The 21,574-nt window shown below is 35.1% G+C and carries 17 protein-coding genes; 8 read left to right on the top strand and 9 right to left on the bottom strand.

What is annotated here, in order from left to right:
* Positions 1-40: 40 nt before the first annotated feature.
* The 3 genes from speB to OXQ85_RS00480 all read left to right on the top strand — a co-directional run bounded on the left by speB (position 41) and on the right by OXQ85_RS00480 (position 2,601).
* Entirely contained in the window at positions 41-895 is an 855-nt protein-coding gene (gene speB / locus OXQ85_RS00490) for an agmatinase (protein ID WP_267401648.1), read from the top strand.
* A 67-nt stretch (positions 896-962) separates the two neighbouring features.
* Positions 963-1,805, top strand: a complete 843-nt coding sequence (locus tag OXQ85_RS00485; protein WP_267401647.1) for a methylated-DNA--[protein]-cysteine S-methyltransferase — start codon at positions 963-965, stop codon at positions 1,803-1,805.
* 184 nt (positions 1,806-1,989) lie between these two features.
* Positions 1,990-2,601, top strand: a complete 612-nt coding sequence (locus OXQ85_RS00480) for an alpha-ketoglutarate-dependent dioxygenase AlkB (RefSeq protein WP_267401645.1) — start codon at positions 1,990-1,992, stop codon at positions 2,599-2,601.
* 225 nt (positions 2,602-2,826) lie between these two features.
* Here the strand turns inward: OXQ85_RS00480 and OXQ85_RS00475 are convergent, their stop codons facing one another.
* From OXQ85_RS00475 to OXQ85_RS00460, 4 genes are all read right to left on the bottom strand, one after another.
* Positions 2,827-4,686 carry a CocE/NonD family hydrolase gene (locus tag OXQ85_RS00475; protein WP_267401644.1) on the bottom strand — a complete coding sequence of 620 codons (1,860 nt, stop codon included), beginning with the start codon at positions 4,684-4,686 and terminating at the stop codon, positions 2,827-2,829.
* Between the two features lie 274 nt (positions 4,687-4,960).
* Entirely contained in the window at positions 4,961-7,666 is a 2,706-nt protein-coding gene (locus OXQ85_RS00470) for an outer membrane beta-barrel protein (protein WP_267401642.1), read from the bottom strand.
* An 86-nt stretch (positions 7,667-7,752) separates the two neighbouring features.
* A complete protein-coding gene (locus OXQ85_RS00465) occupies positions 7,753-8,172 on the bottom strand; it encodes an SH3 domain-containing protein (protein WP_267401640.1) in 420 nt (139 codons plus the stop codon).
* A gap of 6 nt (positions 8,173-8,178) precedes the next feature.
* The gene (locus OXQ85_RS00460; RefSeq protein ID WP_267401639.1) at positions 8,179-8,667 is read right to left on the bottom strand and encodes a BON domain-containing protein; all 489 of its coding nucleotides are present in this window, start codon (positions 8,665-8,667) and stop codon (positions 8,179-8,181) included.
* 222 nt (positions 8,668-8,889) lie between these two features.
* On the opposite strand from OXQ85_RS00460, the gene OXQ85_RS00455 reads away from it, so the two are divergent.
* Complete coding sequence (locus OXQ85_RS00455) at positions 8,890-10,146, top strand: cation:dicarboxylase symporter family transporter (protein WP_267401638.1); 1,257 nt, start codon at positions 8,890-8,892, stop codon at positions 10,144-10,146.
* A gap of 311 nt (positions 10,147-10,457) precedes the next feature.
* Positions 10,458-11,174, top strand: coding sequence for a phytanoyl-CoA dioxygenase family protein (locus OXQ85_RS00450; RefSeq protein WP_267402387.1), 717 nt, complete (start codon positions 10,458-10,460; stop codon positions 11,172-11,174).
* A gap of 211 nt (positions 11,175-11,385) precedes the next feature.
* On the opposite strand, the gene OXQ85_RS00445 is transcribed toward OXQ85_RS00450, so the two are convergent.
* From OXQ85_RS00445 to OXQ85_RS00430, 4 genes are all read right to left on the bottom strand, one after another.
* Positions 11,386-12,096 carry a response regulator transcription factor gene (locus OXQ85_RS00445; RefSeq protein ID WP_267401637.1) on the bottom strand — a complete coding sequence of 237 codons (711 nt, stop codon included), beginning with the start codon at positions 12,094-12,096 and terminating at the stop codon, positions 11,386-11,388.
* A gap of 2 nt (positions 12,097-12,098) precedes the next feature.
* Complete coding sequence (locus tag OXQ85_RS00440; protein WP_267401636.1) at positions 12,099-13,145, bottom strand: sensor histidine kinase; 1,047 nt, start codon at positions 13,143-13,145, stop codon at positions 12,099-12,101.
* Between the two features lie 76 nt (positions 13,146-13,221).
* Positions 13,222-13,524, bottom strand: coding sequence for a DUF4907 domain-containing protein (locus OXQ85_RS00435; protein ID WP_267401635.1), 303 nt, complete (start codon positions 13,522-13,524; stop codon positions 13,222-13,224).
* Positions 13,517-14,500 carry a kelch-like protein gene (locus OXQ85_RS00430; RefSeq protein WP_267401634.1) on the bottom strand — a complete coding sequence of 328 codons (984 nt, stop codon included), beginning with the start codon at positions 14,498-14,500 and terminating at the stop codon, positions 13,517-13,519. Before OXQ85_RS00430 ends, OXQ85_RS00435 begins: the two co-directional genes overlap by 8 nt.
* 227 nt (positions 14,501-14,727) lie before the next feature.
* Between OXQ85_RS00430 and OXQ85_RS00425 the strand changes: the two genes are divergently transcribed.
* Both OXQ85_RS00425 and OXQ85_RS00420 read left to right on the top strand, forming a co-directional pair.
* Positions 14,728-16,068, top strand: a complete 1,341-nt coding sequence (locus tag OXQ85_RS00425) for a DUF4270 family protein (protein ID WP_267401631.1) — start codon at positions 14,728-14,730, stop codon at positions 16,066-16,068.
* A gap of 14 nt (positions 16,069-16,082) precedes the next feature.
* Positions 16,083-17,315 (top strand): hypothetical protein, encoded by a 1,233-nt coding sequence (locus OXQ85_RS00420; RefSeq protein ID WP_267401629.1) that lies wholly within the window; start codon positions 16,083-16,085, stop codon positions 17,313-17,315.
* A gap of 221 nt (positions 17,316-17,536) precedes the next feature.
* Here the strand turns inward: OXQ85_RS00420 and OXQ85_RS00415 are convergent, their stop codons facing one another.
* Complete coding sequence (locus tag OXQ85_RS00415) at positions 17,537-20,338, bottom strand: GH92 family glycosyl hydrolase (protein ID WP_267401627.1); 2,802 nt, start codon at positions 20,336-20,338, stop codon at positions 17,537-17,539.
* A gap of 128 nt (positions 20,339-20,466) precedes the next feature.
* Here OXQ85_RS00415 and OXQ85_RS00410 point away from each other — a divergent pair, with 128 nt between their 5' ends.
* Entirely contained in the window at positions 20,467-21,573 is a 1,107-nt protein-coding gene (locus tag OXQ85_RS00410; protein ID WP_267401625.1) for an Mrp/NBP35 family ATP-binding protein, read from the top strand.
* The last annotated feature ends 1 nt before the right edge of the window (position 21,574 follow it).

The raw sequence follows: 21,574 nt of genomic DNA, 5'->3' as shown, positions 1-21,574 counted from the left end.
TCCGTATCTTTGTCGAAATCATTTAATTTTTAAATAAAACATGAAAACATACGCAGGAATTCCTGAAGAAAATGCATCATTAGAGAACTCGAAAGTAATGTTGGTGACTGTTCCTTACGACGGAACTTCAACTTGGGGAAAAGGGGCTGATAAAGGCCCGGAATTGTTCTTAGATGCTTCTGAAAACATGGAGCTTTACGACATCGAAACTCAGACTGAACCTTACTTAGAAGGAGTTTATCTGGCTGGAGAAGTTTCTGAAAATTCTTCACCTGAAGCAATGACGGAAGCGGTTTACCAAAAAACAAAAGAATTGTTGAATAATGACGGTAAACTATTCACACTTTTCGGTGGAGAGCACTCTGTTTCTATCGGTTCGATTCGTGCGGTTGGGGAAAAATTTGAAAACTTAACGGTTCTTCAATTGGATGCTCACACAGATCTTCGTCCGGAATTCCATGGTTCTACTTCTAATCACGCTTGTGCGGTTTTTGAAGCCAATCAGAAACACAATTTGGTACAAGTGGGAATCCGTTCTATGGATATCGAGGAAGCTGAATATTTACCAGAAGGGAGAGTATTTTTCGCTCACGAAATTGCGAATAACGAAAACTGGGTAAATGATGTGTTGGAAAAAGTTTCAGGAAATGTTTACATTACAATTGATTTGGATGCTTTTGATCCATCAATTGCTCCATCAACAGGAACTCCTGAACCAGGTGGTTTACAATGGTATCCAACATTAGAATTATTAAGAAAAGTATTCGAAAAATGTAATGTTGTAGCTTTTGATATTGTTGAATTAATGGATTCAGCTTACGCAAAACCAAGTGCATTCTTGGCGGCAAAGTTATATTACAAAATGCTTGCTTATTATCATATTAATCAAGACTAAAACTTCGCAAGAATCGGATTTTTTCTGTCAGAAAATCTTTGGAAATTTGTGAGGTAAATTCAATGTTATGTCCACACAAAATCAGATCGATTACGAAAGAATTGCGAAAGCGATAGAATATATCCAGCGCAATTTTAAGCTTCAGCCCAATTTGGAGGAAGTGGCGGAGAAAATTCATTTGAGTCCGGCTCATTTTCAGAAGATGTTTTCTGATTGGGCGGGAACGAGTCCGAAGAAATTTTTGCAGTTTATTAGTCTTGAACATGCTAAAAATTTGTTGAAGGAAGAAAAAGCGAGTTTATTTGATACGGCTTATGAGACAGGATTTTCGAGCACGAGCAGATTGCACGATTTGTTTGTAAAAATCGAAGGAATGTCTCCAGCAGAATATAAAAACGGCGGAAAAGGTCTTAACATCAATTACAGTTTTTCCGAAACACCTTTTGGAAATGTAATCGCAGCTTCCACAGAAAAAGGAATCTGTTATTTGGCTTTTGAAATCGATAAAAATAAAGCATTGGGAGATTTAATTATTAAATTTCCTAATGCTTCTTTTTTTGAAAAACAAGATGATTTTCAGAAAAATGCATTGTCCATTTTCAATAAAGACTGGACGAAACTCAACACTATAAAACTCCATTTAAAAGGAAGTGATTTTCAATTAAAAGTCTGGGAAAGCCTTCTCACAATTCCGATGGGGAAATTATCAACCTACGGAAATTTAGCCGAAAAAATAGGAAATCCAAACGCTTCAAGAGCGGTAGGGACGGCGATTGGAAGTAATCCTGTAGCTTTTCTGATTCCTTGTCATCGTGTCATTCAAGCTTCCGGAAATATCGGCGGTTATCGATGGGGAAGTGAAAGAAAACAATTGATTGTAGGTTGGGAAAGTTCGAGAACTTATTCTTAAAATTCTATTTTACTATAAAATTTATTTAAACCATTAAGATTTATTTTAAGAATTGAAGTTTAATTAAGATAATCATTCTAATTTTTAAGTTATTTAATCCTTAAGCGAAGCAACCTTAATTTCCTTAACTCCTTAATTAGCCTTAATGTTTTAATTTTAACCAAACATTATTAAAAATTTTCAAATGCTGAATTTATTCGAAGATATATCCGATTACCCTTTAGATATCCTTCCCAACGACGGAACTGTTCACTACTACGGAAAAGTTTTCTCAAAAGAAAAATCCGATTTTTATTATGATTATTTATTCAATCAGATCCCATGGGAAAATGATGAAGCGATCATTTTCGGAAAATTAATTTTAACCAAAAGAAAAGTCGCTTGGTTTGGAGAAAAACCATTTGAATATACGTATTCAAAACGAACGAAATATGCAAAATTCTGGACGCCGGAGCTATTGGAATTAAAACAAAAATGCGAGGAAGTTACCGGAGAAACGTACAACTCTTGTTTGTTGAATTTATACCATGACGGAAGCGAAGGAATGGCATATCACAGTGATGCGGAAAAGGATTTAAAAAAACATGGAGCCATTGCATCTTTAACTTTCGGAGCGGAAAGAAAGTTTTTATTTAAACATAAAACGACCAAAGAAAAAGTAGAAATATTTCTGGAAAACGGAAGCTTATTGGTGATGAAAGGAGCGACACAAGATCATTGGTTGCACAGACTTCCGCCAACAACAAAAGTAAAATCGCCTAGAGTGAATTTGACTTTTAGAACGATCGAGGAATGATGTATTTAAATTAATTTACTACATGCTTGTCATGCTGAAAGCATCTGAACAAAGTTATTCAATGTATCGTTGAGATCCTTTCAGGATGACAAAAGTTGCATATAATCTTGTCTTTCGCAGATTAAGCAAATTTTACAGATAATTGAGTTAAAAAATCTGCGTCATCTGCAAAACCTACGAGAGACAAAAAATAAAAAAAGCTGTTCAAACCGAACAGCTTTTAAATTATTTCAAAACCTCAACTTCAATCGCGCTATCATCAAAAACTTTGATAAACGCTTTTGTATAATCCTCCTTCGTTGCAAAATTTGGATTATCTAAGAATTTTTGTGGATTGATGGCAAACAACGGGAACCAAGTCGAAGAAATTTGGATCTGGATTTTATGTCCTTTTTTAAATGTATGAACAACATCCTGCAATCTGAAATTAACAGCAGTTTTCTGATTCGGAACTAAAGCTTCCCCTTTTTCTCTCGAATTTCTGAATCTCGCAGGCATAATTTCACTTCTTACCATTTGGTGATAATTTCCGTAAATTACACCGTCTTTTTTCTCAACAGGTTTAAAATCTTCAGGATAAACGTCAATTAATTTCACTGCAAAATCTGCATCAGTAGATGAAGAAGCAATATTTAATTTAGCCATAATTTCGCCTGCAAAAGTCATGTCTTCTGTTAAAACATCTGTTGTAAAAGTCAAAACATCAGGTCTTCCTTCTGCAAATCTCTGATCTTCCGACATATAGTTTCTTGGAGTAAATCCATTAAAATCTTTCAAATTATCAGAACTTAAAACCGGATTATTAGGATCGCTGTAATATTCTGAAAAACCTTGTCCGGCCGATTTATTCAACGTTTTATTAGATAAATAAAAATTTACTTTTTTTCCTTCTTTCGGAGGGTAAGTTGCGAATTCTCTCCATTGTTTTGCTCCTGTATCGTACATCAAAGCTTCTGGCAAACCGGCATCTTTTTTTGAATCACCTTTTAAATAATGGTTAAAAAATTTCGTTTCAACATTTTTCTGATAATACGTTGCAATGCTGTCTCCAAAATAAATCTGATTGTGGAAATGTTTTCCTTCTTCACGACCCCAACCGCCGTGTGAGAAAGGGCCCATCACGATTGTGTTTTTCGCTCTCGGACTTGTTTTTTCAATCGTTTTATAAATATTCAAAGGTCCTGAAAGATCTTCCGCATCAAACCACCCACCGACAGTCATTACTGCATGATTTACATTTTTAAGGTGAGAAAGAAGTCCTCTTTTTTGCCAGAATTCATCATAATTAGGATGGTTCATAATTTCCGTCATAAAGAAGTTATCTTTATAATATTTTTCATAACCGTCTTTTAAAGTTCCCATGTCTCTGTAGAATTTTAAACCATCTTCAGAAGTCGCTTTGATCATAGAATCAGTATACCATGCTTTATTTTCAGGCTTCGTTTTCTGAACTCCGAAAACCGGAAAAGTTTTGAAATAACCTAACATAAATCTTCCATTATGAAGAAAATCATCATTCCAAAAGTCTGAAATTGGTGCTTGTGGAGAAGAAGCCACTAAAGCAGGATGTTGGGCTAAAATCCCGACAGCTGTGTAGAAACCCGGATAAGAAGTCCCGTATTGACCCACTTTTCCGTTGTTGTCTTTTATATTTTTAACCAACCAATCAATCGTGTCGTAAGTATCTGTACTTTCGTCAATATCTTTTTTTGTTTTATGATCAACCTGTGGCGTCATATTCGTAAAAGTTCCTTCACTCATATATCGTCCGCGAACGTCCTGAAATACAAAAATATATTTGTCTTTCATTAAATATTGGTTCGGCCCAAGCTTCGGTCTGTATTCGTTTTCACCGTAAGGAGCGATGCTGTAGCACGTTCTCTGCATCAAAAACGGATACTTATTCTTTCCGGAAATGTCTTTCGGAATATAAGCAATCGTAAAAAGTTTTACTCCGTCTCGCATCGTGATATAAAACTCTTTCTTGGTAAAATTATCTTTCACAAAAGTGTCGGTAGGCTGCGTATTTTGTGAATTTCCCAAAATAAAAAGGAAAATAAATAAAAGAGAAAAATGAATCTTCATTATGTAAAAAATTTGTGGCTAATTTAAACATAAAAATGATTTTAACTAAATTTATGTTTTAAGAGAATGTTTAAATTTTATTGGGTTGATTTTAATGCAAAGTTTTAATTTAAATGTAAAAAAACTCAAGCGAGCAAAAAGAATCAACAAGTTGATTTGATAAAGCGTGTTTTCAAGTTTCGCGAAGTAAATTTATTTGCCTTTGCCTTCTAAAGATCAGGAGAAAGAAATAAAATCTTTGCGTTAAAAAAAATTATGTTATTCGTGTTTAAAACTATTTCCTTTTCCCTCCAAACTTATTCAGCTTCATCGTCAGAGAAAACATAATGTATCTTCTTAAAATTAAATCTTCACGATCTTCTACGTACGATGCTGTAATATTTCTTTTCACACTTTGATTTTGGTTTAAAACATCATACACTTTTACTCTGGCTGTTAATTGTTTATCGTAAAAAGAATATCCGATGCTGGTATTCCAGAAATAAAAATCTCTCTTAAAACCGGGAGCAATGTTGGAACTTGTATTATATTCAAAATCATTTCCAAATAATAAATTGGTTTTTAGGAAATAATTGGTAAGCTCCAGTCGGAAGGTCTGAAAAGTATTTTTAATACTTTCAACACTATAATTTTTATAATTTGAAAAAGAATAATTTACGTTATAAGATGGTCTTATCGTAATTTTATCCCTTTTGTCGTACGTTACATTAATTCCTGGAGCGAGCGTATAAGAATTGCCTGTAAATTGTTGTCCGTTAATAAAACCTTTATTAAAACTATAACTTAAACTGGCTTTAGGGCTAATCGTTAATTTATTTTCTTCCCATTTAAAGGTTTTGCTAAACCCACCGAAAACATTGGCATTTTTATTCCCACTTATGTTGGTGTACGTTACAAACTGTTTTCCGGAATCATCAAAATAGGAAAAATTGGTTGTATCATTATTTTTAAACGTAAAACTCATATTTACATAATAATTCATATTTTTCGGAATATTATACGAATTAAAGCTGATGCTTGAGGTATTCGTCCAAGAATTTTTTAGATCAGGATTTCCTTTGTATGTTACCAACGGATTAGATTCATCCATATAAGGAATCAAATTTTGTGAAGACGGCGAATTGAAATTGGTAGAATTATAGATACTTAATGACGAATTTTGATTGAATTTATACTGAAATCCCATATTGTAATTTGGAAGCAAAAAGTTTCTTTGTAAGTCATAATTCGATCCATTAAAAGTGGACTTATATTTCACATTTGTAAAACCGAGATTTAAAGAAGACCAAAAATTGAATTTCTTTTTGTTTAAATTAAAGCTAATATCAGGCGTCAGTTGATTGGTTTTTTCACTGGAATTGTTAGATAAAGCCAGATTGTATTTTGAAAATTGCCCCGTACTTTCATCAAAATCATTCACCATTCTTTCATTTACATTGCTTTGGGAATTGAATTTTACCCCTAAACTTATACTCATCGAATCCGAAATAGGTTCGGTGTATCTTGCGTCGAAAGAATAATTATTATTTTGTGCTTTTGTTTGACTTAATTGGTTTCGGATATCCTTTTTAGACACATTTTCAGCTCCATTTTCGTAAAATAAGGTTTGAGAATTCACCAAACTATTATTTTTATTTTCTGAAATTGAAGTATTGATGTTAGCCGATAAATTTCGATTCTTCTTTTTAAATTTTTTCACATAATAAATGCTCGGATTAAAATTATTACTTTCAGAATCTGAGTTGGTTGAAGATGTACTTTTATTCAGAAGCTCATCATTTTTAAAAGTTGCTGAATTTCCGAAGTTTAAGTTTTTTGTTTTTGAATGTGAAAATTTAGGTGAAAAATAAAAGGTATTGGCTGTATCTGCCTTTATCTGGAGCGAAGAATTAAAAGTATATTGTTCCGAATCATTCTCACTACGGTTTTCGGAATCCGTTTTTAAATTTGAATCCGGAAGAAAAGTAGTTTTCGAAACTTTGGAAGCGGTTTCCATATTGCTGCTGGTTCGCGTAAGTCCCAGCGCGTCAAGATCAATATCTTTGCCCAGATTGTCACTGTAATTCAGCCCGATCGTGGTGGATCTTTGAATGCCTTTCATCGAACTTCCGGCACGGGAATTTCTTCTGGAATCATCATCATTAAAATTACTAGATGTATTGATATTATTCGAAGAAGCTACGAGACTGATTTTGGTTTTGTCTTTAAAATAACTCGAAAAACTGTTAATTTCATAGCGTTTATCAGATCCATATCCAACCGCTAATTTAGTAAGAAAGCCTTTGTTTTTCTTTTCATCAATATTGAAATTAATTGTTTTGTACTCAGATTTTGGTGTTTTTCCAGTCAATTCTTCTTCTTTCGTTTTGGTTGTGGTAAACTGAATATTTTTAATAATATCTGCTGGAATATTTTTCAGAGCAATTTTTCCGCTTTTATCGAAGAATTCTTTCCCATTGATCATGATTTGGTCAACTTCTTTTCCGTTAACTGTAATTTTTCCGTCATTATCAATCTCTACGCCGCTGATATTTTTCAAGAGTTCCTCAATATTGCTGTCTGGACGAACTTTTATCGCGCTAGCATTAAACTCAATGGTGTCTTTTTTAATTTTTATCGGTGAAACCGTAATTTTTACTTCTTCAATATCAGAACTGCGAATTTTATCAAGCGAAATTTCATCTAAAGTATAAGACTGATCTATTTTGTCAAACTTTTTAGAATAAGGAAGTAATTTATCGGTATCCACAGAAAGAATGGATGGTTCTTTAAGTTCTTCAGTTTTTAATGAAAATTTTCCTTCTTTGTTGGTTGAAGTATAATTAATGATGGATGAATCTTTTTGTTTGAGAAGATAAATGGTTGCATTTTCAACAGCCTTTTTTTCATGGTCAGAAATTTTTCCGTCGATGCTGAATTTTTGTCCATTCAATCCTAAAAAATTAAATGTAAGTAATAGCAACCAAAGGATTTTTTTCATTAATATGTTTTTTGAAGCTGCTAAAATATAAAAAAACATCCCTGATTAGGGATGCGTTTTATGTAAAAAATGTTAAATCTTAGAAATTAAGCTCTTAGGTATCTTGAATAAGCATAACCTTCCTGTCCGTCTGCAGTTTTTACTTTCCACCATTCGTCAGAAGTTTGCTCAATTAGCGTTACTGAAGAACCTTTTGAAGCTTTTCCTACCACTGCAGCTTCCGTAGAAGGCTCTTGTCTGATGTTTAGATTAGACTCATCTGTAGCTACGGTAAGAGCAGCTCCCGATGCAAGACCGGTTACCTGAACATCAATATTAATATCTGAAGCAGAATACGTAGAATCAATCGCTCCCAAAGCATTCCAAACAGAATCTTTTGCTGCTGTGTTGGAAGCACTTCCTGAAACATACAAAATTCCGTCTTGCTCCTGAACCTGTAAATTTGAAATCCCTGCAGACTGAGCAGCAGAAACTACGCTTGAATATTTATCTTGTAATGTGCCCATCTTAAATTATTTTACAGTAATGTTGTTTGTGTATTTTCCGATTTTCAATGCATCGATAGATTCTTTGATCTTTCTGGCATCTGTAGACTTAGCCGTTCCTGTAAGGGTAAGTTCTCCATTTACAGTTTCTACTTTTACTGTTGGGAAATCCTTAAGCGCATCTTTTACTTTTTGCTGAACTTCAGGAGATACCGCAGATTGAGTTTCTACCGGAGCCACAGCTGTAGGAGCTTCAATAGTAGCCATATCATGTACACTTTTGATTCCCGGAATGGCTTTCAGCTGAGTAATCATCGCATCTTTCGAAGCCTGATCTGCAAAAGTTCCGCTTAGGTGAGCTTCTCCGTTTTTCACTTCCACAGAAGCACTTGGGTTAGACGTTACTACCGTAGTAGCCTGAGTTTGTAGATCGGCATCAGAAACTTTCTTTTTACAAGAAACAACGCCAAAAGATACTGCTATAGCCAATGCAGCCATTGCGATAGTTTTTTTCATATTGTATATTTTAATAATGTTGTTAATACAAGTAAATGTAATAATAAAATGTATACCAAATGAATTAAAATTTAATAAATATTTTTTAAATTTTTTACAATGAATTAGAGTTCAGATTGTTAATTTCCGTTAATTATGAATTTAGACTAAATTTAATCCTTTTTCAACGAAATGTTGTACCAATTGTAAAAATATTATATTTGCCAAACTTGAACTATTTATATGAAAGGACAAAATAAACTGTTTATAGCAATTATTATTGCGCTTGTGATAGGAGTTGGAATTGGAGGAATGGTACATACGATGTATCCTGAGAGCGCAGAACCTTTTTCTAAAAACATTAAACTTTTAGGAACTGTTTTCATCAGATTGGTACAGATGATTATTGCGCCGTTGGTATTTACTACCTTAGTCGTAGGAATTGCCAAAATGAGTGATATTAAAATGATCGGAAGAGTAGGAACAAAAGCGATGTTGTGGTTTATTTCTGCTTCATTGGTTTCGCTTTTCATCGGTTTAATGTTGGTCAACTGGATGGAACCTGGACACGTTACGAAACTGCCGATTCAGGATGCTGCTTCTGCAGAAGAATTATTGAAAAGCAGTAAAGGTTTCTCAATGGAAGATTTTGTAAAACACATTATTCCTAAAAGTATATTTGAAGCTTTTGCAACCAATGAAGTACTTCAGATCGTGGTATTTTCCATTATGTTCGGAATTGCTTTGGCGAATATGGGCGAAGAATATGCACAACCTGTGATCAAATTATTCGACATTATTGCACACGGAATCCTGAAAATGGTAGGCTACATCATGTGGTTTGCACCGCTTGGAGTATTGGGAGCTATTGCTGCCGTTGTCGCGACCAATGGATTTGAGATATTTAAAGTATATGCTATTTACCTTAGAGATTTCTTCTTTGCTTTGGGAGTTCTTTGGTTAGTGCTTTTATTAGCTGGTTATTTGATTATCGGAAACCGACTTTTCGAATTATTAAGAAGAATCAAAGAACCTTTGTTAATAGCATTTTCAACGACAAGTTCAGAAGCCGTTTTCCCGAAATTGGTGGAAGAATTGGAAAGATTCGGATGTAACAGCAGAGTGGTTTCGTTCATTTTACCATTAGGATATTCATTCAACTTGGATGGAAGTATGATGTACATGACGTTTGCGTCTATTTTTATCGCTCAGATCTACGGAATTGAAATGACAATCGGACAGCAAATTACCATGCTTTTGGTGTTAATGTTAACATCAAAAGGTATTGCGGGAGTTCCGAGAGCATCACTGGTTATTATCGTGGCAACATGTTCCATGTTTGGAATTCCGCCGGAAGGAATTGCTTTGATCTTACCAATCGACCATTTCTGCGATATGGGAAGAAGTATGACCAACGTTTTAGGAAATGCTTTGGCAACCTCAGCCGTTTCAAAATGGGAAGGACAGCTTGAAAATGGTAACGGAAACGAAGTCGTTTAAAGAATAAATTATAACTTGGCTTAGGCTAATGAATGGTCAATAGTGAATATATTTCATTATTGACCATTTTTTATTAGGAGCTATTTCCCGCTTTCGCTACTCGCTTTTTCCCGAATCGGCTCGGCGGCGAAGCCGCCGAGCCGATTCGGGAAAAGAGCTCAAACATGCCGCTTGATCGGGGCTAGGGTAGCAGTCGGTTATTTAAATTTACTATTGTGAATCGAAGGTAAAGCAATTTCACAAAAGGTAAGTATTATTTTAAAGAAAATCTTTGCGATCTTTGCGTTTAAAAATAAATTCAAAATAATCAAATAAATTTACAGCATCATAAAAATATAATCACAGAAAACGGTTTTACGGTCATCAACAACATTTTTTCCGATGAAGAAATAGAAAAGATTAGTGAAATCATTCAAAATATAGATACTTCAAAAGAAACCTTCAGAAAATCCGAAGATCTGTTTGCGATCCGACAGTTTTTAAAGGAAATTCCGGAAATTAAAGATTTGGTTTTTAATGAAAATTTGAGAACAATCATTAAAGAAATTTTCGGTGACAAATATTTTGTGGTGAAGAGTATTTATTTCGATAAACCAGAAAAGTCGAATTGGTATGTGGCTTATCATCAGGATTTAACAATTTCAGTTGACAAAAAATTAGAATTAGAAAATTTTGGTCCGTGGACGACCAAGCAAAATCAATTTGCCGTTCAGCCACCGTTGCCGGTATTAGAAAATATTTTTACAATCAGAATTCATTTGGATGAAACTGATGAAAATAATGGTGCCTTGAAAGTCGTACCGACTTCTCATGCCAAAGGTATTTACAGACCGGAAACCATCGACTGGACCGTAGAAACTGAAACCATCTGCAATGTAGAAAAAGGCGGAGTAATGATTATGAAACCTCTATTGCTTCACGGTTCCAACCGTACAACCAACGGAAAGAAAAGAAGAGTGATCCATATTGAATTTTCAGATAAAGAACTCCCAGAAGAATTGAATTGGTCGGAACGACTTTTATTCTAAGTTTCATACTAAGTGGGCACACCGTCACTTCGAGTAACGAAGTGCAGCGTAGTGTATCGAGAAGTTGTTTATAAAAACGATAATTTCCTTTGATCATAAAGTTCTCGATACAATTTTTCTCCGTTTTACTCCGAAAAATCACTCTAACTGACGGAGATTGTGAAGTTGGGCGGTATCAAAACCTCCAGCCTCCCTCTTCCAGCTCCCAAACTTACTTATACTTTTCAATTACTTTATTCAAATATGCTTTGTATTTTTCACTTATCGGAATTCTTTCATTTCCAATTGTTAGGTTATTTTTTCCGATGCTTTGGAGATGCTGAAGCGAAATAATATGTGAGTTGTGAACCCTAATAAAGTTTTCAGATTCTATCTTTTCCATAATGGATTTCATGGTTTGATGAACAATCAGTTTTCGGGTTTCTGTGTAGATAATGATATAATCTTTTAGGGCATTAATTCGGGTAATTTCGCTTAAATTCAATTTTACATCTTCATTATTGGATCGTACAAAAATGAATGAATCTTTAAACAAAACCTGAGTACTTTTTTCCTGTAATATTTTAGAGTTATTCTGATGATTATAGCTTTTATAAACAGCTTTTAGGAATCTTTCAAATGAAAATGGTTTTAATAAATAATCCATCACGTCCATTTCAAAACCTTGTACGGCACAATCATCATAAGCGGTGGTAATAATGACATCGGGAAGCCTATTAAAGCTTTTCAAAAACTCTATTCCGGTGATGTTGGGAAGGTTGATATCCAGAAAAATAAGGTCGACATTTTCGGTTTGTAAAGTCTGGATCGTTTCCTGAATATCGTAGCAGTTTTTAACTAAATTCAGAAAAGGTATTCTTGAAATGTATTCTTCAATTACGTGATGTGCCAGTTCTTCATCGTCTACAATTATGCAATTCATTTTTAATTCAATTGAAGTTTTAAGTTAATTTTATACTCAGAGCCATTGTCATCGATATCCAGTTGATATTTGTCAGGATACAGAAGATTGAGTTTCATTTTGGTATTTTCTATTCCCATTTTGCTGTCGCTGGATTTTTCATGATTCTTCTTTTCATAAAAGTTTCGGATCTTAAAATCAAGCAATCCGTTTTCGAGATGTACTTTGATATCCAACGGGCCTTTTCTCAGATCAGCATATTTAAAAGCATTTTCAACAAAAGTTAAAAGCAGAAGAGGTTCAATTTCGTAAGATTCAAAATTGCCATTAAATTCTTCATTCAGATTATTGAATTTATTAAACCGAATCGACTGAATTTCAATATATTTTTTAATATTATTAATTTCATCATTCAGGTTATTTTTCTGCATATTTTTATTATTCAGAACGTACCGCATAATGTCTGATAAAATTAAAATCACCCTCGGCGTATCTTTAGACTGAATAATTGATAATGAATAAATACTGTTCAGTGCATTAAAAAAGAAATGCGGATTAATCTGCTCCCGAAGAATTTTCAATTCACTCGATTGTCTTTCAAATTCCAGGGCTTTTATTTTTTTTCCGTTTTCCATCCATTTATCGACAAAGAAAAGCAGAATACTGAATATCATGGAAAAAATTCCTATTCTGAAGAAAATATCATACAGGTTAACATCATGATGAAAAGGTCTCATCATTCTTCCGTTCGCATGAAAATCTTTTGGTGGAAATGGCGGATGTTTGGGAAATGGTGGCATGAATATGATCATTAACGACACATAAATGACCACAAAAGAAATGGTAATGATCAGAATTTTTTTTGGTGTCTGCTTGATCAGAAACGGTAAAACGATATAATAATTGATATAAAAAAGAATAATGGAAACAAGAAAAATTTTCAGATTCATGAGCAGAAGAAAATTTCCAAAAACGGAATAATCCATTATTAATTTAAAGAAAATAAGAATAATCCAGATAATCCAGTGATAAATGTAAGTGGTTTGTATTTGTCTTAAAAATGCGGTCATAAAAAATAATTTGTTGTTTGTGAGCACGAAATTCCCTCAATAAACTATTGAAGGAATTTCTGGGGAATTAAAGCAATTAATATTCGATTTTCATAGAATCCAGTTCACGTACAGAAATTCTGGGTAAAGAATATCGATGTATTTTACTCACAACAAGATCTGCAGTCTTTTGTGCGTCTGTTTCGTTTTTAAAAGTTTTCTCTCCTTGTACGGCAGGAATAAAAGGTTGGTTGATGAGGATCTTATGCTTTTTAAGAATCTGATAACCGTATCCTGAATTTTGCTTGATGATTTTCACTTCAAGATTTCCGGTTTTTTTTCCGCAGCTCACCAAAAATATCCCTGAGACAAAAAGTATTTTTAAAAATGTTTTAGTCATAGCTGTTTTCACTTTCATTTGGATGGAAAACCCAGATGTCATCAAAATATGATGAACCGCTGTTTCCGGTAAGAACATATCCGTAGCTTCCTATGGAAAAGGCACATGCGCTTTCTCTGGAAGAACCTTCGAAGGATGTTCTCTGCGTCCAGTCATTGGTAGAAGGATTGTATTCCCAGGTAGTATTTCCCACGCCGCTAGTAGAGCCTGTCGCCACATATCCTAATCCGTTTGCTGCAAAAGCAGCAGTTGAGGTACGGTTTTGAGAATCATCATCATTGCTGGTATCTACTTTTCTTGTCCATGTTTCGGAACTAGGATCGAATGCCCAGAAATCTGAAACTAGGCTTCCGTTATTACTGCCAAATCCTACGTAAGCGATATTATTGATCACGAAAGCGGCTCCGTCTCTTCTTTTAGAGCCTCCTAAGCTTGTGATGGAGCTCCATGATGAGGTCGATTCATTATATTTATAAAAATCTTTCAACTCGCTTCCGTCGTATCCTGTTCCTACATAGCCGTTATTTTCAACTCCGAATGCTAAAGCGGCATATCTTTCTGTTCCCGGAAAATCGGCAATCTGGTTCCAGGTGTTGGATGTCGGATCATATTTGTAGAAATCTTTAAGCTTATTCAATCCATCATATCCGGTTCCCACATAGCCGTAAGCGTTGGTGGCAAAACCTACCGCAGAGCTTCTTTTAGAACCCGGAAAATCTGCTTTTTGAGTCCATGAATTAGCATTGGGATCGTAGCTCCATAAGTCGTTGTAATAATATTCTCCGTCATATCCTCCGGTGATGTATCCTTTTCCGTTTACCACAAATGCAGAGGCATTGGAACGAGGTTTACCGTCCAGATCCGAAACTCTTACCCAGTTTCCCATTAATTCATCGTCATCGTCGTCATTTCGACAGCTTACAGCTAAAAATGTTCCTACAAGAGTAAGGGCTAAGATTGAAAGTTTACCATTCATTATTCATTCTTTTTTGTGCAAATGAATTTCATTCTCTGATCTTGTGAAAATTTTTTAGACGAATACGTGTTTTTTGTAGGCGAATGCCTTTATTTTTATGACGGATGAGGTATTGTTTTGAAATCATCATTTATCTAAGCAAATCTTGCTATGGTCTACAACTATGGATAAAAGGGAGAATAAATTTTATCTCAATAGCATCTTCATTATATGTTTGCGGAAAAAAGATGTATAAATACCTTTTATTATGTATTTCAATGATGTTTTTGTTTTCCTGCGAAGATGAAACCAATACGTATGAAGTGGGAAGCACGTGGATGGATGCGCAGTCAAAAATTGTAATGATCGATACGCTGACTATGAAAATGTCTACCATTATGATGGATTCTGTGGTGACTTCAGGAAAAAATGTGATGATGATAGGAAATATAAAAGATCAGACTTTTGGGAAGGTAAATTCGTCTTCGCTTTTTGAACTTACACCAGAAGCTTATGCCTTGAATTCTCCTACCAGCGCGGTTTTCGATTCTATTGTGATGTATCTTACCAATACAGATTTTTATTACGGAGATACATTGAAAACATATAAATTGGAGGTTCATCCTTTAACCGACAGAATCAGGTTGAATGGTGGTTATCTTTATAATAAAAGTAATTTTAATTATGCATCAAACTCCATCGGAAGTGCAGAGTTTTATCCAAGACCGAATACAGACAGCAGTTTTGTTAAGGTGAAATTAGATCAATCTTACGGACAAACACTTTTCAATACATTAAAAAACAGCGACGTCACCACTCAGGAATATTTCCTGAATTTTTATAAAGGTCTGGCGCTCGTTCCTTCATCTGACAATAATGCAATGCTGAGATTCGGAATTAATTCGTCTTATCAGGTTCAGATTAATAAAAGCACCAAAGAAAAGGTCTCGAATATCGTGAGAATGTATTATCACACCACGTCGCAAAACGGAACTGAGTTGGTGAAATATACTTTAGACCTCAACCCAAGTTCGACGTATCAATATAATAAAGTACAAAGTGATTTTACGGGTTCTGATCTGGCGGGGCTGACTCCTAAAAATCCGATACTTTCAACAAGCTTAGATAACAAAGCTTATATGATGGCGGGAATAGGAGTGTACACCAAAGTGGAAATTCCCTATCTGAAAACTATTAAAAATTTATACGATAATTATAAAATCATTGATGCAACGCTTACCGTGAGCCCTGTGGCGGGATATTATTCTAACCAGTTTTATAATCCGAGTCCGTTGTATTATTATATGGGCGATAAGCTGAACCATGTGGTAAGCACTTATACATCAGATGGAAGTACAGAAATTACAGCAAGTTTATCCAATAGCAGCGAGTTCCAGAATGAGCATACGTACAGCTTTTCTATGTCGAGCTATTTCAATACTATTTTAACGGAAACAGCCAATTCAAATTATAATACATTGATTTACCCTTCTTCCTACAGCGATGTTCTTTCAGGAAAAGCGGTGATTGGAGATTCAAAAAACAAAACAAATCCGGCAAAACTTAAGGTTTACATTTTAGGATATTAATGCAGAAAAAATTTATGAACAGAAAAAATAAAATTGTAATCGGCTTATTGTTTTCAGGAGTTTTTACTTCCGGATTGTATGCTCAAAACTCTTCGCCTTATTCCTATTTCGGGGTCGGAATGTTTAATAATGTTGATGATGCCAGAAATATCTCCTTGGGAAATACAGGAATCGCGTTGGAAGCTCCGGATTATATCAATTCTAAAAATGCGGCATCCATGACGGCTATTTCTTCAAAAAATGTAGTTTTCAATATCAGTGGAATAGGGAAGTACAATACGATTTCGAGCAATTTAGGAAAAGACAATAGATTCAATGCTAATTTTACAAATTTTAGTGCGGCGTTGAGGGTTTCAAAAAAATTATTTGTCGGGATGAATATACAGCCGTCTACTTCGTCAGACTATAAGATTTCGTCTACCATTCCGATCGAAGGCACCGCGACTGAATATCCCGTAACATACGAAGGAAGTGGCGGACTGTCGAACTGGGGCGTAAGTTTAGCCTATAAAATTAATGATAACTGGAGTGTTGGCGGAAAAGTGAAAAACAATTTCGGAAAAATTATTCGTAAAGAGACCATTACTACAAATTCTGAAGTAGAAATCAGCAGAAATATAAGATATACGGGTTTTAGTTATAATTTGGGAACGCAGTTTAAGAAAGATTTTAGCGATAATTTTCAATTGACTTTAGGAGGAATTGTGAATTTTGGAAGCAAATTGGTTTCCAAAAGAGAGGTTTCTTACACCGAAAATCAGGATTATACGAATAGTATTACCACCAATCTTTCGTCAAAAGATTCTTCTTTGCCTTTTGAGATGGGGTTCGGATTTGGAATTTTAGCGAAAGAAAGATACCGTCTTACCTTCGATTTTACCCAAAGCAATTGGGATAAAGTAAAAAATACCGAGACTTCAGAACAATATTACAGACAGAAAACTTACGGTTTGGGAGTTGAAATTCTTCCTGAAAGAAGACGTACCGAAAAGCTTTCGGAAACGTTTATTTATCGTTTCGGATTAAATTATGATACCGGATATTATAAAATAAATAAGGTTGAAATCGATAAACTGGAAGCCACTGTTGGGGTCGGGATTCCATTAAATAAAGTGGTTCTGAATCTCGGTTACGGCTACGGAATTCATGGCGTTCAGAAAAATGTAGCAATCCGCGAAAATTATCACATGCTGAATATTAGTATGAATATTCTGGATACATGGTTTAAAAAACGTTATCTGGACTAAAAAGTGCTTATTTTTAAAACAACAATACCCGGTGATGTCATTTACAATGCAGAAAAAAATGTTGATGCTAAATGATGTTGCCACCAAATCCCTTGCGAGTTTCGTGAGGGGTTTTTTGTAAAAAAGCTTTGGGAAAATTTCGTAAATGATAAAAATTAAAATACCAAAAACGACTGTCGGAAATGGCAGTCGTTTTTGGTATTTAAATCTAAAAGATTAATTTATTTAATAGAAATTTCATCCACAAAGATATACGCATCTCCGCCGGCACCCTGATGCCATTCCGGAAGTTTTCCGAAGAAATAGGCTTTTACTTTTACGTATCTTGCTTCAGTTGGTAAAATTTCTGCAGCGAAATCTTTGATTTGTACTGTCTCATCTTTTGGATCAACTGTATTATCGACTGTTTTCATCAGGATAAAATCTTTTCCGTTCATTGAAACATAATATTCCACTTTTTTAGGCATTAAAATCCATGCTTTGCTGTCCTGAAGATAAGTAGAAGATAATTTCGTGATTTGCTGAGGTGACTGCATATCAATCACGGCTTCGAAATCCTGTCCCCAGTAGCCAACCCATTCGCCTTTTCTCCAGTTTACAGCACCGTTGATTCCGTCAATTAAAGCCAATTTTCCGCCCGCTGTATATTGAGGATAAGCGGTAGGTTTCACATCAATGCTCCAATGGTTAGGTCTTCTGTAGAAATTAGCGGTTGCAATTGAACTTTTCTCGCCACTTCTTTCAGCATACGCAGAAACCTGAGTTGTTTTTGTAATGGTGAAAGGTTCTTTATATTGCTTAAATGTTTTTCTAACATTCGCATCACCTTCATCCATCGTCATATAATAAATTTTATCATTCGGATTCAATGGAGTGATGGCTACTTTTGTATTGATGTCAAAAATTCTGTCGGCGGCAATAACAGGCGTTGCCGTTAATTCATCATATTTATAATCTTTGAACGATTTTGCATTCTCAAAACCTAATTTTCTAAGCTCTTCTTTGCCTGTATTTTTTGTGATGATTTTCGTTGTTCCGTCTTCCAGATGAATTTTCACTTCATCAAAATAAGGCTTTGTCGTTTGCCATTCAGGCAATCCCGGCGTAACGGAATAAATTCCCATCGTGCTCAAAATATACCACGCACTCATTTGTCCGCAATCTTCATTTCCGATCAATCCATCAGGAGTGTTTTTATAGAAATTATCAAGAATATACTTTATTTTAGCATCTGTTTTTTCCGGCTTGCCAACATAATTATAAAGATAAGCGATGTGGTGACTCGGTTCGTTTCCTTGCGCATATTGTCCCATCAAACCTGTGATATCCACCTGTTCTCTTCCCGTAGTTTTATCTGGAGCTGCAAAAATAGCATCAATAAATTGTTCGAATTTTTCTTTTCCCCCGTGCGCTGCAATTAATCCCGGAATATCCTGCTGAACAGAGTAGGAGTAATGCCAAGAATTTCCTTCTGTATAATTGTTGTTTACTTCTCTTGGGTCAAACGGTTCAAGCCAGTTTCCGTTTTTTCTAGGCTGCATAAATCCGTTCTTTGGATTGTATAAATTTTTCCAGTTTTGAGAACGTTTCATGAAATACTGGTAATCTTCTTTTTTGCCTAAAATTTTCGCCATTTGAGCAATACACCAGTCATCGTAAGCGTATTCTACGGTTTTAGAAACACTTTCGTGTTCATCATCAATAGCGATAAAATTATTCTGTTTGTACGCATTCAACCCAAAAATATCTAACATTGCGGAGTTTTTTGAAGCCTGAAATGCTTTTTCATAATCGAAACCAGTAATTCCTTTTGCCATCGCGTCTGCAATCACAGAAACAGCGTGGTAACCGATCATACATTCAGTTTCGTTGGAAGCCAGTTCCCAAACCGGAAGTTTTCCGCCCTGTTCGTATTGTTTAATGAAAGTATTGATGAAATCGGACGTTCTTTTTCTGTCGATTAAAGACATTAAAGGATGTGCACCTCTGAAAGTATCCCAAAGCGAGAAAACCGAGTAATAGTCGAAACCTCTCGCCATATAGAATTTATTGTCGCGACCTCTGTATTTTCCGTCAGCATCCATATTGATGTTCGGTTGCGTGAAAACATGGTACATTGCCGTATAGAAAACTGTAAGTTTATCTTTATCGGAAGACTTAACTTCAATTTTCGATAATTCTTTGTCCCAATCAGCAACCGCCTGTTTTTGAATTTCAGCAAAATTATTAGACTTACCTTCAGCCAGCATATTTTTTCCGGCACCTTCATAACCTGTCGGGGAAATCGCAACTTTTACGCTGATCTTTTCTCCTTTTTTTACGGTTGTTGAAAGGGCTAATGCTAATTTCGTTCCGGTTAAAAGATTTTTTTCGTCTTTACCGTTTACCAGTTTTTTGGAAATTTTTAATGGCTTTGAAAACTCAATTCTTGCATAAATATACTGATTGGTTGCCCAAGCCTCACTTCTTCTGAAAACTTCAATGGTTTTATCATCAATAATTTTAACTTCACCTTCAAGCAATTTATCTCTGTGGTTGAGGTCTAAAATAATATTAGCATTTCCGGCATTATTGAACGTATATTCGTGATAACCGACTCTTTTGGTTGTGGTCAGTTTTACATCGATATTGTTTTTATCTAGCTTAACCGAATAAAATCCAGCCGTTGCTTTTTCGTTTTTGTGTGAGAATTTAGAAGAATAGTCTTTGCTGTCCAAACTTGGATTTCCCATTGTTGGCATCAGCATGATGTCTCCATAATCCGAAACTCCCGTTCCGTTAAGGTGCGTGTGAGAAAATCCGTAGATCACAGAATCTGAGTAATGATAACCGCTGCAACCGTCCCAACTTCCATCGATTCTTGTATCGGGTGAAAGCTGTACCATTCCGAAAGGAACAATGGCTCCGGGAAACGTGTGTCCGTGCCCGCCAGTTCCTATAAAAGGATTTACATATTGCGAATAATTTTGTGAAAATAAATTATGGGCAACAATTCCTAAAAGAACAACTAATATTTTTTTCATCATGTAAAAAATTAAATTCCCCTAAAATACACTAAAATTTGGATTCACAAAAGAAAATATCTATCATTGCGTTTACTTATTCTAAATAGGTAAAAATTACGTAAATTTGTAAACAATTTATTTAGTTTATGTTGACGAAAGAAAAGGTACAAAATTTCCTTAAAGAGATAGAAGTTGATGACTTGGTAAGCAATTTTCAGGTTATGGGCAACGATGTATATATTGATATGACTGCGCATTCACCGGCAATGCACGAGAAAAAAAAGCTTGAGGCAGCCATGAAGCAGGCTTTTGCAAGTGAATTCGGAGATGAAATTGTTTTAAAATTAAAAATCGTTTCTCCGGAACCTAGCGAAATTCAGCAAAGTCAGATCAAAGGAAAACAAATTCCTGGGATTCAAAATATTATTGCCATTGCTTCTGGAAAAGGAGGTGTTGGTAAGTCTACGGTTTCTGCAAACATGGCGGTAACGTTGGCAAAAATGGGTTTCAAAGTAGGTTTATTGGATGCAGATATTTATGGTCCTTCAGTTCCTACGATGTTCGATACAGAAGGTGAAAAGCCAATTTCTGTAGAAGTAAACGGTAAAAGTTTAATGAAACCTGTTGAAAATTATGGCGTAAAAATGCTTTCAATAGGATATTTCTCAGGAGCCAATCAGGCGGTAGTTTGGAGAGGCCCAATGGCTTCAAAAGCGCTGAACCAAATGATTAGAGATGCAGCTTGGGGAGAATTAGATTTCTTATTGATCGACCTTCCTCCGGGAACGGGAGATATTCACTTATCAATTATTCAGGAAGTTCCTGTAACGGGAGCGGTGATTGTAAGTACCCCTCAACACGTAGCTTTGGCAGACGTAAGAAAAGGGATTGCGATGTTCCAGATGGAAAGTATTAACATTCCGGTTCTTGGATTAGTGGAAAATATGGCGTATTTTACACCGGAAGAATTACCTGAAAATAAATATTATATCTTTGGAAACCAAGGAGCGCAATATTTAGCAGATGATCTTGGAATTCCGGTATTGGGAGAGATTCCGTTAATTCAAAGTATCAGAGAAGCGGGAGATGTTGGAAGACCGGCCGCTTTGCAGGATGGTTCTAAAATCGCGGAGATCTACACAGAAACTGCCCGTAAAATGGTGGAAAGCTTGGTAGAAAGAAATAAAAATCTTCCTCCGACTGAAGCAGTGAAAATTTCTACAATGGCGGGTTGCTCGCCAAAAGCAAAATAAA

Origin of the sequence: Chryseobacterium sp. GM_Chr_2 (assembly GCF_026540445.1) — a bacterium.
Taxonomy (GTDB): Bacteria; Bacteroidota; Bacteroidia; order Flavobacteriales; family Weeksellaceae; genus Chryseobacterium.
Note: the sequence above shows the minus strand (reverse complement) of the source record. Positions and strands in the feature narration are given on the sequence as shown.